We start from the raw sequence: 16,369 nt of genomic DNA on the forward strand, positions 1-16,369 counted from the left end.
TTCTAACGATTAAAAAATAAATTCAAATCTCCTTTCGCAACACTGATTTCAAGCAACGAACGCTGTAAGATCAATTGTGCGCCTGCATTGTTTATTTCGGCCTGCTGCAGTTCATACTGGGATTGTGCCAGGCGTGTAAAATCTACCAACCCAGCCTCGTAACTCAATTTTAAACTATTAAAAGCATCTGAAGCACTTTTCTGGCGTATGGCCATCTTTTTAGTTACTGCCAAATTTGATAGGTATTGCTGTATGGCCATATCAACCTGTTTATTCAGATCCAGTTCAATTTGATTTATGCGGTATTCATCTGCTTTTAGCAATTGCTCATATTGTTTTTTCCTGGCATTCAGTTGATAAAATTGAAGCAGAGGAAAACTTAACTGGATGCCGATGCCTATGTTGTTTCTGTTAAGGTTAAATCCCTCCGGTTTGTTAATATTTCCTGTCGCATCAATTCCTGAGCCTCTACGATACACATTTCCCCAAATATCCAGTTTGGGCCGCCATGACATATTAACTTCTTTCAATTGGGCAGCAGTAACATCTTTTTGTGCTGCTGCTGTCAGATAAAACGGATGGCCAGAAATATTTATGGCTGTATCTATCTCCGTGTTGCGGCTATCAAGACTATCAAACACGGTGTCAATAAGAATGATGTTATAATCTTTGTTTTTGCTTCCAATAAGTGCAGACAATTCGATTATTTTTTGCTTATAGTTATTTTCACTTTGCAACAGGTCAATTTCTGCCTGAGCTATGGAACTTTGAATTTGAAGGGTGTCTATTCCCGGCTTTAAGCCATTCTTCGCCAGGATCAATGACTGTTCCAAATTGCTTTGATACCTGCTGATATTGGATTTATTGCTGGCGATAATTTGCTGAAAGTAAACAGCCTCTATATAGGCGTTAACCGCCGCAAACTCATATTTGAACGATTCTTCGTTGTAGTCTGCATTAGCTAGTTTATATTGTGATGTCGCCCTTTGTATAGCTGAGCTTCGCTGTCCGAATGTAATCGGGTGCCAGGTTACAAATGCAGTTGCCGCCGATCCCGGTACGAAATTAATATCGTTATTTGCAGAGGGCGGCCCGCTGATAGGCATGATCAACCCGGGATAGCTCATACCTGTGATATTATTGAACGTTGCCAGATTAGCCTGGTAGGCAACAGACACATCGGGCATTAAACTTCTTTTCTCATAATCAATTAATGATTTGCTTGCCTCTGTGTTCGCTTTAGCCACATGGAGTGCAGGCAGATTAGTTCGTACAAGTAAAGGAATGTCATTTAATGACAATCGTTGCTGGGTATGCCCTTCAATGGGAATAAAGAAATTGACTATAAATAGACAAATTACACACCGTATTCTTAATACCGTTTTATTCATCGAAATGTGTTCGTTTTACAATCCGACTAAAATATAACTATCGGATTCACATTCGCGGTATATTTGAAAATAGTGTGGCACTAACAATGAGCCATTCTAAACAATCGGGGAGTGAAAGTGGTGAACCGTTTAAAGTATTTAATAAAGTGAGAGGAGTCGTTAAAATTAAGGTTAAATGCAATTTCCGCAATGGTATTATCTGTATAGATTAAATGTCTTTTTGCCTCACTGATTATAAACTCTGATAAAACGTCCGTTGCAGATATATTGCCGGATTTCCGGCATGCTGCGTTCAGGTTTTGAGGTGAGGTATTTAACTGTGCTGCATAATAAGCAACATTGTTTCTCGGCGCTGTCTCCTGGCTAAGTAATTCCCGGTATAAGCTGTAAAGATTTGCGTCTTGATGAAAGCTGACGCTGGAAGGCGTTTCCTCTTGCAATAATTTGGCTAATAACGATTTTAACAATCCTTCAATTACAGCCTGAGAGAAAACGTGGTCAACAAAGCTTTCAATTGTTAACAATTGAAATAAATTATCAATAGTATCAGGTTGTTTCAGCCGGATTGCAGAAACCCTGCTCAATTTGTATAATAATGTCTTTATTTCTTTATCCAGACTTCTATCAACAAAACTCTTTTTAATAATAAGTACATGTCCTGCCGGTTCCGAAGTCAAATCCCAAAAATGGACCTGTTCTTTTCTTACAAAAAACACGGTAGGTGGTTTTACTTCGAAGTTTTGCGAATCTATAGAGTGTATCCCGCTTCCCTGAGTAAGAAAAATGATTTCAAAATAACTCTTATGCTTATGGGGCGCAGTAGTTCGCACGCCTTTTTTAAAAGGAGCTATTTTTAACGATTTACCCGTCTCCATTTTGTCCTTAATAGCAATTGCACTATTCATTTCTTCCTGATCATTTCTAATTCAGCTACCATCATAACTTCAAATATACCATAAAAATCGCCTTTTGCGGTGCTAAATTTGTATGACGGCTGCGAAAATCTCATTGAAAATGATACCCATACTGCGTATTGCCATTGGCCAGTATTTAATAATCAGGATGAAGATATTGAAAAGGAATTGGGTATTTATGACCTGGATCAATTTACACCCAAAATATAGAACCCTGTAGTGGGATTGAAGTATTGATAAAATAAAAAAAGATTATGGAATACGCAAATAGTAATAATCCGCTCGGGCATACGGCTAATTTGAAAAGCAAACTTTCCGAGCTTATAGAACATTTACGCAAGGATATTTTAATGGTGGACGATATAGCAGCCAAATCGCTATTTGAAGTTTCTGCTGAAGTGCTGGTTGGCCTTCATAAAGCGTTTACACATTATGAAGAGGGAAAAGAAGATGCCTGGAAAAAATAATGCATGATTTAAGTCGAAGATGGCAGCGCTTCTTTCAAATGACTATTTCACCTGCCTGATCGTCTTCTTTTCGGAGTTAACTGCTTATGTAATCTCCACGTTGCCCGGAGGCGGGGGCATTGCTACTTCATTTAATTCCGCTTTTGGTATAAACTTTCTGACTGAATAGTTCACTTTACGACATAGATTTAAAATTAAGGCTTTCTGACGCAAACTCCCCCTTAAACTGTCACATCTGCCACCTTTAAACCTCGCCGTTTGTATTCATCTTTGTGACGTCAATTAATTATTAAACCATAAAATTTTAGAACATGTCAACTAACAACGTAAAGCTGCACAGAGTGTTTGCAGCACCACCGGAAAAAGTATTCAGGGCCTTTACTGATGCAGACGCATATGCTTCATGGCTGCCACCTTATGGGTTTGTTGCCAAAGTACATGAGATGAATGTAAAAGAAGGAGGCGTTTACAAAATGTCTTTCATCAATTTCTCAACCGGGAATGGCCATTCATTTGGAGGGGAATTTTTAGAAATCAAACCCAATGAATTGATAAAATATTCAGACAGGTTCGACGACCCAAATCTTCCCGGTGAAATGATTACTACCATAAAACTCAGAGCGGTATCATGTGGTACAGAATTAATCGCAACTCAGGAGGGAATCCCTTCCGCAATACCGGAAGAGATGTGTTATTTGGGATGGCAGGAATCATTAGAAAAATTAAAAAAACTGGTGGAACCGAATATACCTGATGCGTAGGATAAGCGATGATGCAGTGCTTTAATTAGCTGACTTAAAAGCAATGGCCGACATTGACATTAAAGAAACACCCCGCTATTAAACAGAATAAGGACACAACAATTCAATAAAAATTTCAAAATTTAAAACAATGTCAAAACAAGTATTTATCAATCTGCCGGTAACGGATTTAAAAAAATCTATGGCTTTTTATGAAGCAACCGGATTTACCAACAATCCGCAGTTTACAGATGAAACCGCTGCCTGTATGGTATGGAGCGATGCCATCTTTGTAATGCTGCTTACACATGATAAGCTCAAACAATTTACAGCTAAGGCTATTATTGACGCCAAACAAACCGTTGGAGTAATTAATGCACTCTCGCTGGAGAGCAATGAAGAGGTGAATTCTTTTCTTGAAAAAGCAGTAAAAGCAGGAGGCCGGGAATATGCCGAAGCGAAAGACTACGGCTTTATGCAGCAGCGATGTGTGGAAGATCCGGACGGGCACAATTGGGAAGTGCTGTATATGGACATGAGCAAATTTCCGGGCTAAAACATTCATTCTTTTAAAACATACGAAAATGGCAAAGCAAAAAATAACGCCCTGTTTGTGGATAGAAAAAGATGCTAAAAAAGCAGCACAATACTATCTGTCCATTTTTAAAAACGGCAAACTAAAATCATATAAAGCCTATAAAAATTCAGGTACTCCCAGTGGCGATTTTGATATGGCAACTATGCACTTATTGGGAATGGATTTTCAGATACTGGCTGCCGGGCCGCTGTTCAAATTCAACGAAGCTGTGTCGTTTGTCGTTACTTGTAAAGACCAGGCAGAGGTGGATTACTATTGGAAGGCCCTCACCGCTAAAGGCGGCAGCGAAGGCCCCTGCGGCTGGCTGAAAGATAAGTACGGACTTTCCTGGCAGATAGTGCCGGAGCAGTATTTCAAACTGGAATCGCACAAAAACAAGGCGAAACAGGAATATGCATTCAAGGCATTAATGAAAATGAAAAAAATAATCATTTCCGATTTGGAAGAAAAACAATTGAAGGTTTAAAATACGATAATGAAAAAATGTATCCTGCATGCTGAATTACGAAATGAAAATAGGGTACTGATGGCTTCTGATATGGTTAGCGAAACAGGGCTGTTAAAAGGCAATGCTGTTTCCCCGCTGCTTAATTGTAAAAGTGAAAAAGAAATAAAAGCGTGTTACAAAAAGCTTTCAACAGGCGGTGAGCAGACACACCCTTGAAAGGAATGGCAAGAGTACAATTCCTGCAAGTCATAAATGAGCCCCGGCTTGTTTAACAATCAGCCTCCATTACGCACCTGTTTGCCAACAGGCAAGCAATTAAAAATTTTAAAGCCATGCGTAAATTAAAATTACAAATGACCGTATCGCCTGATGGCAAATGGGACCAGGGCATGTGGGATTTTTGCACAGAGCACCTCAGCAATGCAGACTGTATATTGCATGGCAGGAAAAGCAAATCATAAAAACCTCATAAGCATGGACAAGAAATCATTAAAACAAAACATTGAAAATGCTTTTGCCAATTTTAAAGCAGCTATAAACCAACATCAGGATATAAATATAAAGAGAGCCGATGGTGGATGGAGTGTAGGAGAAATTGCCGGCCATATTGTAAAAAGCACTGGTGTTAATTTTGGAGCAACTCAAAATACAGACCGGCGCTATGACCAGCACGCTGCTGCTGTTAAAGAATTGTTTTTAAATTTTCAAGTGAAGTTCCCGGCTAATCCCATGTTACACCCTGATGCAAAACAATATTCAAGTGATGAACTATTTTCTTCCATAAATAAGAATCTGGAAGCCGTTCTTAAAATGATAGACAATGATGACCTCACAAGAACATGTATTGACATTGCGTTGCCTGTTTGGGGCACGCTTACAAAATATGAATGGCTGATTTTAATGGAAAACCATATCATCCGGCATACTCATCAGGTAGCTGATTTTAATAAATAATATAATTAATATCATTTACTATGGGAACAAATCCAAAACTCAAATTCAGCACAGTTCTGCTTACCGCAGGCAAAACGGCGACAGGGATAAAAATTCCTGATGAAATAATTGAAAAGTTAAATGGAGGAAAGAAGCCATTGGTAAAAGTAACCATCAACAATTTTACCTACCGCAGTGCGGTGGCGGTAATGGGCGGTGCTTACATGGTAGGCGTTAATGCCGAAAACCGTGAGGCTGCAAAAGTAAAAGGCGGGGATAAAATTGATGTAACCATTGAGCTTGATACAGAGGAAAGAACAGTGGAAGTTACTGCCGGATTTCAACAAGCTTTAAATAGAAATGCAACGGCAAAGAAAATATTTGAAACATTTTCCAACAGTAAGAAGAAGGCATTGACAGCCCCCATTGCCAATGCTAAGACAGAAGCAACAAGGAACCGGAATATTGATAAAGCGATGAAGGCATTAACCGGATAATAATGAGATTCAAATTTTATATGCTTTTCGACTTACCGGCATTTCATTCACCGGCAATGTACATTGACATGTAATGGTGGTTAACAGCACCAAAATTGAAGTAAGAATAAAAATAAAAGAGAAGAATACACTGCAGGGTTTTTCAATTGCACTGCATAGCATCCTTTATATGCTTAAACAAATTTTCCAATCTGATAGGCCTTTCAGGAACAAAAATCATACAAAACAGGAAACCTTAACTTGCATCGTCTGTGAGTAATATAGTTATTTGAAACTTTTTTAAAGCTTGATGTTATTAAAATCCTGTTATATGAGATTCAGTTTATTAGTCATTACAACAATTATTGGAGCGTCATTTACAAGCTGTGAAGACGGAAAAAAACAAGACATCACTTCCGAAGTAATAATAGGCAACGGTCAGATGCCAAACGCAACAAATGATATTACCGGTAATTTTCATATCGTTTTTGGCAGTGGTGACAGTATCATGTATGCTGCGTCAACAGATCACGGAAAATCGTTTTCTCCTCCAGCCTTAGTTTCAGTTTTACCAGGGCTTGCCGCTTCGCATATGCGCGGGCCGCAAATTGCTGCCACATCAAATGGATTAACTATCATCGCCTGCAATAAGGAAGGTGATATTTTTTCATATAATATGACAGATTCAGGTAACTGGATAAAATCCGCCAGGGTAAATGATACAGATACAGTAGCAAAAGAACAATTGATGGCGCTAAGCGGTGACGGGGAAAATATTTATGCTGTATGGCTCGACCTGCGGGATAAGCATAATAAAATAGTTGGTGCAGGATCAAATGATGGCGGCAAAAGCTGGTCAAAAAATGTGATGATCTACGCTTCTCCGGATACAACAGTTTGTGAGTGTTGCAAGCCTTCCGTGGTTATAGAGGGAAATAATGTTCATGTTATGTTTCGTAACTGGTTAAATGGAAACCGGGATTTATATTTAATTCAATCCAGTGATGGAGGGCTTACTTTCAGCAATGCGCAAAAATTAGGGAAGGGAAGCTGGGCTTTAAATGGTTGTCCTATGGATGGCGGCGGTCTGGTAATACAGAATAACAAAGTACAAACGGTCTGGAACAGAAAAGGGAAGATATATGCCTGTGAACCGGGGAAGCCTGAGCAGGAAATCGGGGAAGGAAAGAATTGCACTTTGGAAACAGCAGATGGGAAAAATGTGTATGCCTGGATAGAAAAGGGACAGGTTACATGCCTGTTACCACAGAGCGGGAAAAAAACATTGGGCAAAGGTACTACTCCGCTCCTGAAAGCTATAGGGAATAAGCAGGTTTTGTGTGTTTGGGAAAATGAAAATGAAATATACTCATCAATTTTAAGCTTGTAAATTCAATAAAACTGTATCTCTATAAAAACATGGTTTGCAGCCGCTGTATAACGGCGGTAAAGCAGGAACTGGAAAATCATTGAGAAGATTAAAAATATTATCATAAAAACTACCCATTATTTTGAATTGGAGGATCATCAACGATTTTCGGAATTATTAACCGATACAATACCGATCAGGAGCATGTTGAAATATTTACCAATCAGTTTTACTTTCTAAAAAGCAACGCCTACGTTTGCCTTGAACCTGATGGAAGAAAGAGTCAACCTTTTATACTCAGTTTTACAAGTCTTTTTATTGTTGGTAGCTCCTTAACTGAACTTAATCCTTACTTTTATTCAAAGCATCGGTTTCGGTATTTGTAATTTATATGAGACAACTAATCCCACTTTGCATTGTATTATACCTGCTTGTTTCATGTACAGCTAAAAAGCAAAATGACACAACCCAATTTGAAGAGCCACCTGTTTCCGGGCGCTCCGGGAAAGAGCTGGCTGTAGCGCATTGCAGCCGGTGTCACGGCTTTGTGAGCCCTGAATTGTTAACAAAAACCATTTGGAAAGAAGATGTGCTTCCGGCCATGGGATACCGGATGGGCATATACAGCAGCGGAATAAGACCCGACAGTTTGTTTGATGCCGGCATAAGCGGCAATATGGTACGTGATGCCAATATCTATCCCGAAAACCCGGTGCTGGCAAAGGAGGATTGGCGTAAAATAGAACAATATTTTATGGAGCATGCGCCCGATACCATTCCGCCCCCGCTTCGCAAAAGTCCAATCCGGATGGGACTGCAGCATTTCAAATACAAAGAAGCGTCCTTCTCTCATCGCCCCTCGCTCACCACTATGGTCAAGATTCTTCCTGGTAACAGGGGTATCGCATATGGTGATGGAAAAAGCAGGCGGAATGTTTTAACTTTTCTAAGCCCCGATCTTAAAGAAAACTACAGCATACCGCTGCAATCAACGCCTCTTCAGTTTGATGAAAAATCAAACGAGCTGTACCTCACAACTACCGACAACGGAATTTTTCCAACGGATGCTCCCTGGGGTTCTGTGCAGCGATGGGTAAAAAATGGATCGCAGCCAGGATATAAACCCGGAAACATCGTTATTCCAAATTTACAGCGGCCGGTTTGTATAGCATACGGCGATTTGAATAAAGATGGATTTGAAGATGTTGTGGCCTGTGAATTTGGCAACCAAACCGGGCAATTGGCCTGGTATGAAAATAATGGGAAAGGAGGGTATAACAAAAGGATCCTGCGCGACAAACCCGGTGCGATCACCGCCATTATCAAGGATGCCAATAACGATGGGTTACCTGATATTTATGTGCTCATGGCGCAGGGTGATGAGGGTGTTTTCTTTTATGAAAATCAGGGATCGGGTAAGTTTAAGGAAAAGCGACTGTTATCCTTCCTGCCCCTCAATGGATCTCAATATATTGCACTGGCGGATTTTAATAAAGACGGGTTTGATGATATCGTATACGTTTGTGGAGACAATGCCGATAAAACACCGGTATTAAAGAATTATCACGGTATTTATATTTTTTTGAACGATGGGAAATCCAACTTTAGGCAATCGTATTTCTACCAGATGAATGGCGCTTATAAAGCGATGGTACGGGATTATGACATGGATGGCGACCTGGATATAGCTGCTATTTCTTTTTTCCCCGACTATCTTCGCTATCCGGAAGAAAGTTTTATCTATTTGAAAAATAAGGGGAATTTAAAATTTGATGACTATTCATTTCCCGAAGCGCCCGGGGGAAGATGGATCGTAATGGATGCGGGCGACATGGACGCTGATGGGGATATTGATCTTGTTCTGGGTTCTTTTGTGTATTTTTTACCGCAGGGTGACACCACCGGACTGGGTAAAAAATGGCTGCTTACCGGTCCTTCTGTTGTTCTTTTGGAAAACACGATCCGATAGTGCTGGGTGAAACGTGAGAAGAGAGAGGTGAATGGTGAGAGGTGAAGTACCCGGTTATTACCACCAGGCAATGTATATCCGGCAATGGAGCAATCGTAAAAATACAAGAGATTATCAGTTTGTCGTATTTCTATTACAAAACAAAAACATCTTATTCTATTTTTCTTACAGCCCATGTGTCTTTCCTTTGAGGAATCCAATCATCCAAAAAACCAATTCTTATGTCCTTAACCGTAGCTCAATTTTCCGCACTGTCTGAAGTTCAACAACTCGAACTCATTGTTAAATGCGCCGTAATACTCGGCGAGAGAAGAGATAATATTTTTGAATATATTCTCTATGATATTGATGGTTTGTATGTAGAAGAAATACGTGGAATTCATTATTCCGACTGGTATCAATATACTGCCATTGACAACATGGACCTCGTGCTCCCATACACAGAAGAAATACAGGTGGTTTTTGAATAATCTTTTACCTACTGTAAAATCAATGTTTCATTCAGGCGCAGGTCTCACAGCCCCGGCTCCCCCGCTTTGCCAGACCTGTGCTTAATACAATTTGCTTTTGTTCATATATCGTCAGTAACCATTGCGTTGTTGACGATTTGTCTTTTCAAGATTAGCAAATAGCAGGCGCTGGCCTCAACTACCTGTTGCTGCCGTAAAACCAACGCCAACATTCTATCGCAGGTCTCGTCGCTCCGGGCTCCGTCGCTTAGCCAGACCTATCTTTATTAGGGCCTCCGTAATTAATTGATGATATCAACATGATACTTTTTATTATTTTGCGATTGCTAAAAAAACAATATGAACCGGTATATAATCCTTATTTCAACTTTAAGCCTTTTTTACGTTAACGCATATGGGCAAAATTTTTCCGGGAAGATACAGTATACAAACACGTTCACAGACCTGAAGAATAACGACATCACAGACCGTATGTCTTCTTTTTTTGGAAAGGAAACACACTACTTTATTAACGATAGCAATTATAAGGCGTACAATCAAAATAGCAGGCTTGCGTATCTTTATAATAGTTCCACCAACACATACTATTCATCCGGCGCCGGTAATAGTAAAATGAATAAAACAGATGCTTCAATCAAAACAACTAAACAATACAGCACCAAAATGCTTCCGGAAAAGATAACTATATGTGGTTATGAATGTATTTCCATGGAAGAAAACACAGAATCCTCGACAACGGTTTATTTTTTCAGTCCACTTGTCCGCGTAGATAAAACCAGTTATGCCAAACATAATTTTGGGAACTGGAATGCTTATCTGGCAGCCACTAACGGTGCACTACCATTAAAATACATATATACCGATAAAAAAAATGGCTATATATGGACCTGTACTGCTCGTGAAATAAAAGGACAGCTATTTACGCAAAGCGATTTTGATATTGACCGCGAAAGCGCGGCACAGCAGGACAATATCCCGCAGGCTGATTGGTTGGTATACAGCGCAAAAGACTGGAAGGTCAATTTTCCGGACGCTCCCGTTCAATCCACAAAAACAATTCCGACTGCTATCGGAGATCAAACTATGCACATATATATGTACCAGGTACCTCAGAACGCAATAAAGGATAACATGGTGTATTCCGTTATACAAACGATGCTTCCTGACAGTCTTGTAAATCCCGTTAAGACGGCTTTTCTGGAAGATTTTTTTCGAAATTCGGTGGATGGCGCAGGGAAAAATGTGCAGGGAAAATTATCATCTGAGTCCTCTATCAGCTATAATTCCTACCCTGGAAGGGAAATTAAGATAGCGTTTCACAATGATGCCGCAATAATCAATGCGCGTATTTACCTTGTGAAAAATTCAATATATTTCCTGCAGGCGATCTGTGAAAAAAGCCAGGATAATAACGAGTCTGCAAAAATATTTATGGAATCATTCGCACTAAAGAATTAGTGTCGTTCCTCACATTCGGCACAGGTCTTGCAACCCCGGCTCCGCCGTTTTGCCAGTCCTGTGCTTAATTGCAATTTACCCTTGCTCATTTAATCGTGTAGTCATTCTTCAATCTCCATGGCTTTTTCAAGAAGTTCATCCCGTCCTTCCCTTATACCTTTTATAGTAGGATTGATTTTTATATCCGGCACTATCCCCACACGTTGTGTTTCCCTCCCGCCGGGATAGTAAACTCCAATGCTGCTTATTCTTGTCCTCACTACTCCCGGTAAATATATTTCAGCTATGTTCCCGTCACAACCACCCGTGGTACCACCTATTACAATTGCCCCGGGGAATGCCCGGAACGCCATAACATTATACTCCCCCGCACTTTGCGTTTTTTCGTTCACCAAAATGATCAGCTTGCCCTGGTAGCCATTCATATTGTCCCTGCCGATTAACATGCTGCTGTCACGAAATTCAAATCTCCCTGGATACTTAATATCCACACCAGTGAACCTGGCAAAAGGCATTGGCTTCCAAAACAGCAGGTTTGCCAGATTATAGTATAAAAACATATCGTTGGGATAAGCCCGGTAATCAAGGATTAATTTTTTTGAAGACAGTATCTTCTCTTTGATCTTAACCAGGTTCACGCTTTGAAAACTGCCCATATCCATGTATGCAATATCGGGAGATAACATTTTAAATGAGGTGTCCTTCTCGGCCGACTCCATCATCCTGAACAGGGTTGGCTGGTCTACGCATCTGATGGTAGCAGTATTACTGTGGCCATTGCGTTGGTATTCGACCGTCAGTACAGTATCGTTAGATTTGAAAATTTGGTATGTCAGTGCATATAATTTGAACTGCCGGTTTGAGCCTGAAACAAACCGGGATTTTGTTTCTATGATTTTCGAAATGTCTTCTCCATTTATCCGTTTAATGATATCTCCTGTTTGTAATCCGGATTGTTCAAAGATTTGTTTATCAAAATAACCTGTCAAAATGATTTCGTTTTCCACAAAAGAGAAATTCAGGGGAGCCGTATTGCGGCCAAAGTACGCCTCCAAAACCGGATAGGATCCCCATATTCTCGCATGACCATCTCTGACCTGATCAAAAAGGGACATCAACACAAGTTTATATTCGATCTCATCTCTGGCATCTATTATTTCAGGAATAAAATCAGCCAATACGGTATCCCAATTTTGGTCTAATAAATATTTATACGGATAAAAATACTCAACAATATTCCAGTACCTGAACAAAGACAATAATCTAAGCCCCACGTCCGGATAACTCACAGTTGAGTATGTGTCCTCGTTTTGAAAGATAGGTGCACCGGAAATAGAATCCAGTCTTACATAATAGTTCCTGCCCGTTCTTCTGCTGCTTCGTATTGCCTCAAGCTCCGCAGATAATTTTTTGTCAATATCACTTTGAAACCAGCCAAAATCCGGCTCAAGCTTTACTTTCCTGCCAGGATTTAAGTATGGTCTTTCCTTTATCGCTTCGTATTCAAATTTCTTAACCCATGCTGCCAGTGAATCCTGACATGCAGATATACTTTCACTTTTACAGGCTACTGTCAGTATTGGGAATAATTCGTAATCCCAATTGTAATGTCCCTCTGCAACAGCAGGATGATAGTATTTCAGAAAGCCCCATACTTTGGCAACCATTGCAAGATTTTGAATTTTCTCTGGTGACAGGTCTTCAATTTTGCTTATACCGGAGGTTGCGCCAGTCTTTTTCCCATCGCTATTTTGTATTCTCGCCTGTCGTAGTCCCGGAATGGGTTTGCCGTCCAGGAATAATTCAAATTCGTCTACCCATAACTTTCCCTTGCCGGTCAGTATTGCTCCAATATATATTTCACGGGCATTTTTCGGGAAGGGCAATTTTATAGAATAGGTAGACCAATCCCGCGTTCCCTGGATATTTTTCTGTAGCATATTATCAAAAGCCAGGACTTTATGTTGTCTGTAAAGATGTTCCTGACCGGGAATATTGGAAAAAGAATTCCGTCCATCAATTCTCAATAATAAGCCGGCAGCCCCTCCTTTAACTTCCTGCATTTTCATTTTTGCTCTTAGCTCCAATGCTTTGCCTGAAAAACCAGTAACCGGAATTTCTGTGCCTACGCAACCAAATACACTCAACGAGTCGGCACTATTATTACTTCCATCTATCAAAAATGAATATTTGCCTTTGTAAGACACCAGGGAGTCTCTCTTTAGGATAAACTGTCCATGATTTAGATTACCGGTTTCAAACCAATAATTTGGAAATGGGTCATTTCGTTTTTGCTTCTCAAATCCCAGATTAGTCTTTTGTGCCTTTTTGCTAATACAGGCAGGTGTGTGAGCAATAAATAAACTGTACATTATGGCTATCAGAAGATTTCGACCAGACATAAGCTTTGGTTTTGATTGATGAAAGTATGTCCATAATGAGTATGCAATAAAAATACATCGGGCCTATTGATTCGTAGCTACCACTCATAAAACATATAATAAACACCGGCCAGCTTTCCTCCCTCCCACCCCAATCCACTATATTTGTTCCACAATGCTGCTGTATGAAACGATCCATCAAACGCCTTGTTGCTTTTGTCTTTTTATTTCTGGCACTAAATAATACAACCGCGCAAAGCATTCCTGACTCTCTTGCTCAAAAAATAGACAAGCTTTTCAGCCAGTGGAACAATCCCAACACACCCGGCTGTGCAATTGGCGTGGTACGGAACGATTCGCTGATCTACGCCAAAGGGTATGGTATGGCCAATCTTGAGTATGGTATCCCCATAACGCCCGAAACTATTTTTCATATGGCTTCGGTATCCAAACAGTTTACGGCCTACAGCATCGTGCTGCTCGCCAGGCAGGGAAAGCTGCGGTTAGATGATGACATTCATCAATACCTGCCCTGGTTTCCTGACCTCAAAGAAAAGATCACGATTCGTCACCTGCTCAATCATACCAGCGGCATCCGCGATCAATGGCAGTTGCTCGCCATTGCAGGTACCCGTTTAGACGATGTGATTACCCAGGATCATATTGTAAAAATATTAAGCAAACAGCAGGCATTGAATTTTAAGCCGGGAGAAAAATACAGTTATTCCAACAGCGGGTTTACCATGCTGGCGGAAATTGTGAAAGCAGTTACAGGTCAATCTCTACGCAGGTTTACAGACTCCGCTATCTTTAAACCACTGGGCATGAAGCAAACGCATTTTCACGATGACTATACCGAGATCGAGAAGAACCGTGCTTACTCTTACCAGCGGAAAAATCTCTTTACATTCTCCAACAGTGTGCTCTCCTATTCCAATGCAGGCGCCACCAGTTTGTTTACCAATATCAACGACCTTTCAAAATGGGTGATGAACTTTTATACGCCTGTTGCGGGCACAGCCGCGGATATTGATCAACTGGTGCAGAAAGGAAAGCTGAACAATGGTGTGGAACTAAACTATGCGCTGGGCATTAGTTCCGATACATACAAGGGCTATAAACAATATTCACACTCCGGCGGGGATGCAGGGTTCAGAACATATCTTACCGTATTGCCGGAACTGAAAATGGGTTTTATGGTGTTCAGCAACCTGGCAGAAGTAAACACATATGAAAAGACTTACCAGTTGGTTGATCTGTTTATCAAAGACACATCAGCTAAAGTAAATGCAGACATAAGGATGGACAGCAGCCGCGCTATTATAAAAGATGAAGGGCGTGCAAAAAATTTCACCGGTGATTTTATTTCCGAAGATGGCGCGCAGTTCAGCTTTGTGCTGCGCAACCGCAAATTGTACTGGGAGCGTTATGGGAACTCGGATCTGCTGTACCCCGGGTTGAAAGACAGCTTTACTGTAGCCAGATCACCGGAGATAAAATTCGTATTCAGTACAACACCTGGTAAAAGCGTGCTGGTAAATCAATATTGGCCCGACAATAAACGATTGCTGGTAAAATATGCTACAGACAGTATTCAAACGGATAATCAACTGCAGATGTACGCAGGCCTGTATTACTGTCCGGAACTGGATTGTAAGTATACCATCGTTGCAAAAGATCATGAACTAATATTAACCAGCAATAAGTATAACGACAGCAAGCTGAAGCTGGTGGGAAAAGACCATCTTTTTACCGATTACTGGTGGATGAGGCATTTAAAAACGATCTCAGGTAACAATAAGAAAATAATTGGTTTCGAGGTAAACGATGGCAGGATCATGCACCTGCGGTTCAATAAAATACAGTAAGGAACAATCACCGATCCCTGCTTTTGACCCAGGGTAAAGATTTATATTTTGAACGGCACATTGAAATCTTGCTTCACATGACTAAAAAAAGTGCGGGTATTCTTTTGTATCGCTTCCATAATAAGGTGCCGGAAGTATTGATCGTACATCCCGGGGGGCCTTTCTGGGCAAAGAAAGATTTGGGTTCATGGTCAATCCCCAAAGGAGAGCTTGGCCCGGATGAAATTCCATTGGATGCAGCAAAAAGGGAACTGGAAGAAGAAACAGGAATAGAAGCAGCAGGAGATTTTATTGAATTAACGCCGGTTAAACAAAAAAGCGGAAAGCTGGTTTATGCATGGGCATTGCATAAGGATATAGATCCGGCTATCATAAGGAGCAACAATTTTGAAATGGAGTGGCCTCCAAAGTCGGGTAATAAAAAAGCATTCCCTGAGATAGATGCAGCAGCATGGTTTAACATGGATGAAGCCAAAAAGAAAATGATCAATGAACAGGCTCCCTTAATTGATGAACTGAAAGCTAAACTTGATGCTATGGGATAAAGTAATTTGTCTTTTTTCTTCCGGGTTGACTCTCCTTTGATTCATTCTCATTCTCAAATTAACAGGGGCCTATCTAAACCCAAAGCTTGCAGAGAACGGCACATTGATTATCTTCCTGCTGAGCTTTGCATTGAGCATCTGGTTAAATATAAGGGACCGCTATCATCGCAAAAAACAATGAAAAGGAGGGTATGACAAATTGCGCGGGTGTATTTCAATTTGTCAAATAAAAGCATGGCTCCGGCAGAAGAAAATAGATCTAATCAAAACATTTAATCCGGAGATGAAATTCCTGATTAATGAATTGTATGACAAATGGCCTCCGCCGGTTTTGTTTCACCG

Annotated in this window: 17 protein-coding genes; 14 read left to right on the forward strand and 3 right to left on the reverse strand. The window is 40.5% G+C overall.

The window, feature by feature from the left end:
• Nucleotides 1-2: 2 nt before the first annotated feature.
• Together FRX45_RS16655 and FRX45_RS16660 are read right to left on the reverse strand one after the other, a co-directional pair.
• A complete protein-coding gene (locus FRX45_RS16655; RefSeq protein ID WP_152269585.1) occupies nt 3-1,391 on the reverse strand; it encodes a TolC family protein in 1,389 nt (462 codons plus the stop codon).
• Between the two features lie 80 nt (nt 1,392-1,471).
• Nucleotides 1,472-2,296 carry an AraC family transcriptional regulator gene (locus FRX45_RS16660; protein ID WP_152269586.1) on the reverse strand — a complete coding sequence of 275 codons (825 nt, stop codon included), beginning with the start codon at nt 2,294-2,296 and terminating at the stop codon, nt 1,472-1,474.
• 263 nt (nt 2,297-2,559) lie between these two features.
• Here FRX45_RS16660 and FRX45_RS16665 point away from each other — a divergent pair, with 263 nt between their 5' ends.
• The 12 genes from FRX45_RS16665 (at nt 2,560) to FRX45_RS16715 (ending at nt 11,233) form a co-directional block, all read left to right on the forward strand.
• Nucleotides 2,560-2,772, forward strand: a complete 213-nt coding sequence (locus FRX45_RS16665; RefSeq protein WP_152269587.1) for a hypothetical protein — start codon at nt 2,560-2,562, stop codon at nt 2,770-2,772.
• 311 nt (nt 2,773-3,083) lie between these two features.
• Entirely contained in the window at nt 3,084-3,533 is a 450-nt protein-coding gene (locus tag FRX45_RS16670) for an SRPBCC family protein (RefSeq protein WP_152269588.1), read from the forward strand.
• A 130-nt stretch (nt 3,534-3,663) separates the two neighbouring features.
• Nucleotides 3,664-4,068: a VOC family protein gene (locus FRX45_RS16675; RefSeq protein ID WP_152269589.1), complete on the forward strand. Its 405-nt coding sequence runs from the start codon at nt 3,664-3,666 to the stop codon at nt 4,066-4,068.
• A gap of 28 nt (nt 4,069-4,096) precedes the next feature.
• Nucleotides 4,097-4,576, forward strand: a complete 480-nt coding sequence (locus FRX45_RS16680; protein ID WP_152269590.1) for a VOC family protein — start codon at nt 4,097-4,099, stop codon at nt 4,574-4,576.
• 9 nt (nt 4,577-4,585) lie between these two features.
• Nucleotides 4,586-4,774: a VOC family protein gene (locus FRX45_RS16685; protein WP_152269591.1), complete on the forward strand. Its 189-nt coding sequence runs from the start codon at nt 4,586-4,588 to the stop codon at nt 4,772-4,774.
• A 116-nt stretch (nt 4,775-4,890) separates the two neighbouring features.
• Nucleotides 4,891-5,019 carry a hypothetical protein gene (locus FRX45_RS23735; RefSeq protein ID WP_262884214.1) on the forward strand — a complete coding sequence of 43 codons (129 nt, stop codon included), beginning with the start codon at nt 4,891-4,893 and terminating at the stop codon, nt 5,017-5,019.
• Between the two features lie 13 nt (nt 5,020-5,032).
• Nucleotides 5,033-5,512 (forward strand): DinB family protein, encoded by a 480-nt coding sequence (locus FRX45_RS16690; protein ID WP_193311743.1) that lies wholly within the window; start codon nt 5,033-5,035, stop codon nt 5,510-5,512.
• 20 nt (nt 5,513-5,532) lie between these two features.
• Nucleotides 5,533-5,988, forward strand: coding sequence for a YdeI/OmpD-associated family protein (locus tag FRX45_RS16695; RefSeq protein ID WP_152269593.1), 456 nt, complete (start codon nt 5,533-5,535; stop codon nt 5,986-5,988).
• A gap of 310 nt (nt 5,989-6,298) precedes the next feature.
• Nucleotides 6,299-7,357, forward strand: a complete 1,059-nt coding sequence (locus tag FRX45_RS16700) for an exo-alpha-sialidase (protein WP_152269594.1) — start codon at nt 6,299-6,301, stop codon at nt 7,355-7,357.
• A gap of 370 nt (nt 7,358-7,727) precedes the next feature.
• Nucleotides 7,728-9,305 carry an FG-GAP repeat domain-containing protein gene (locus FRX45_RS16705; RefSeq protein ID WP_152269595.1) on the forward strand — a complete coding sequence of 526 codons (1,578 nt, stop codon included), beginning with the start codon at nt 7,728-7,730 and terminating at the stop codon, nt 9,303-9,305.
• Nucleotides 9,306-9,526: 221 nt separating this feature from the next.
• Nucleotides 9,527-9,775 (forward strand): hypothetical protein, encoded by a 249-nt coding sequence (locus tag FRX45_RS16710; protein WP_152269596.1) that lies wholly within the window; start codon nt 9,527-9,529, stop codon nt 9,773-9,775.
• Nucleotides 9,776-10,114: 339 nt separating this feature from the next.
• The gene (locus FRX45_RS16715) at nt 10,115-11,233 is read left to right on the forward strand and encodes a hypothetical protein (protein ID WP_152269597.1); all 1,119 of its coding nucleotides are present in this window, start codon (nt 10,115-10,117) and stop codon (nt 11,231-11,233) included.
• 101 nt (nt 11,234-11,334) lie between these two features.
• Here FRX45_RS16715 and FRX45_RS16720 read toward each other — a convergent pair whose 3' ends face one another.
• Nucleotides 11,335-13,413: a S41 family peptidase gene (locus tag FRX45_RS16720; RefSeq protein WP_193311744.1), complete on the reverse strand. Its 2,079-nt coding sequence runs from the start codon at nt 13,411-13,413 to the stop codon at nt 11,335-11,337.
• A gap of 386 nt (nt 13,414-13,799) precedes the next feature.
• Here FRX45_RS16720 and FRX45_RS16725 point away from each other — a divergent pair, with 386 nt between their 5' ends.
• Both FRX45_RS16725 and FRX45_RS16730 read left to right on the forward strand, forming a co-directional pair.
• Nucleotides 13,800-15,482 (forward strand): serine hydrolase domain-containing protein, encoded by a 1,683-nt coding sequence (locus tag FRX45_RS16725; RefSeq protein ID WP_152269599.1) that lies wholly within the window; start codon nt 13,800-13,802, stop codon nt 15,480-15,482.
• Nucleotides 15,483-15,559: 77 nt separating this feature from the next.
• Nucleotides 15,560-16,027 (forward strand): NUDIX domain-containing protein, encoded by a 468-nt coding sequence (locus FRX45_RS16730; RefSeq protein ID WP_152269600.1) that lies wholly within the window; start codon nt 15,560-15,562, stop codon nt 16,025-16,027.
• Nucleotides 16,028-16,369: the final 342 nt, after the last annotated feature.

The organism is Agriterribacter humi (assembly GCF_009192765.1).
GTDB classification, from domain to species: domain Bacteria; phylum Bacteroidota; class Bacteroidia; order Chitinophagales; family Chitinophagaceae; genus Agriterribacter; species Agriterribacter humi.

Excerpts from the sequence above, each read along its gene's own strand:
- FRX45_RS16655 (WP_152269585.1), bottom strand. The coding sequence starts at position 1,391 with ATGAATAAAACGGTATTAAGAATACGGTGTGTAATTTGTCTATTTATA.
- FRX45_RS16660 (WP_152269586.1), bottom strand. The coding sequence starts at position 2,296 with ATGAATAGTGCAATTGCTATTAAGGACAAAATGGAGACGGGTAAATCG.
- FRX45_RS16665 (WP_152269587.1), top strand. The coding sequence starts at position 2,560 with ATGGAATACGCAAATAGTAATAATCCGCTCGGGCATACGGCTAATTTG.
- FRX45_RS16670 (WP_152269588.1), top strand. The coding sequence starts at position 3,084 with ATGTCAACTAACAACGTAAAGCTGCACAGAGTGTTTGCAGCACCACCG.
- FRX45_RS16675 (WP_152269589.1), top strand. The coding sequence starts at position 3,664 with ATGTCAAAACAAGTATTTATCAATCTGCCGGTAACGGATTTAAAAAAA.
- FRX45_RS16680 (WP_152269590.1), top strand. The coding sequence starts at position 4,097 with ATGGCAAAGCAAAAAATAACGCCCTGTTTGTGGATAGAAAAAGATGCT.
- FRX45_RS16685 (WP_152269591.1), top strand. The coding sequence starts at position 4,586 with ATGAAAAAATGTATCCTGCATGCTGAATTACGAAATGAAAATAGGGTA.
- FRX45_RS23735 (WP_262884214.1), top strand. The coding sequence starts at position 4,891 with ATGCGTAAATTAAAATTACAAATGACCGTATCGCCTGATGGCAAATGG.
- FRX45_RS16690 (WP_193311743.1), top strand. The coding sequence starts at position 5,033 with ATGGACAAGAAATCATTAAAACAAAACATTGAAAATGCTTTTGCCAAT.
- FRX45_RS16695 (WP_152269593.1), top strand. The coding sequence starts at position 5,533 with ATGGGAACAAATCCAAAACTCAAATTCAGCACAGTTCTGCTTACCGCA.
- FRX45_RS16700 (WP_152269594.1), top strand. The coding sequence starts at position 6,299 with ATGAGATTCAGTTTATTAGTCATTACAACAATTATTGGAGCGTCATTT.
- FRX45_RS16705 (WP_152269595.1), top strand. The coding sequence starts at position 7,728 with ATGAGACAACTAATCCCACTTTGCATTGTATTATACCTGCTTGTTTCA.
- FRX45_RS16710 (WP_152269596.1), top strand. The coding sequence starts at position 9,527 with ATGTCCTTAACCGTAGCTCAATTTTCCGCACTGTCTGAAGTTCAACAA.
- FRX45_RS16715 (WP_152269597.1), top strand. The coding sequence starts at position 10,115 with ATGAACCGGTATATAATCCTTATTTCAACTTTAAGCCTTTTTTACGTT.
- FRX45_RS16725 (WP_152269599.1), top strand. The coding sequence starts at position 13,800 with ATGAAACGATCCATCAAACGCCTTGTTGCTTTTGTCTTTTTATTTCTG.
- FRX45_RS16730 (WP_152269600.1), top strand. The coding sequence starts at position 15,560 with ATGACTAAAAAAAGTGCGGGTATTCTTTTGTATCGCTTCCATAATAAG.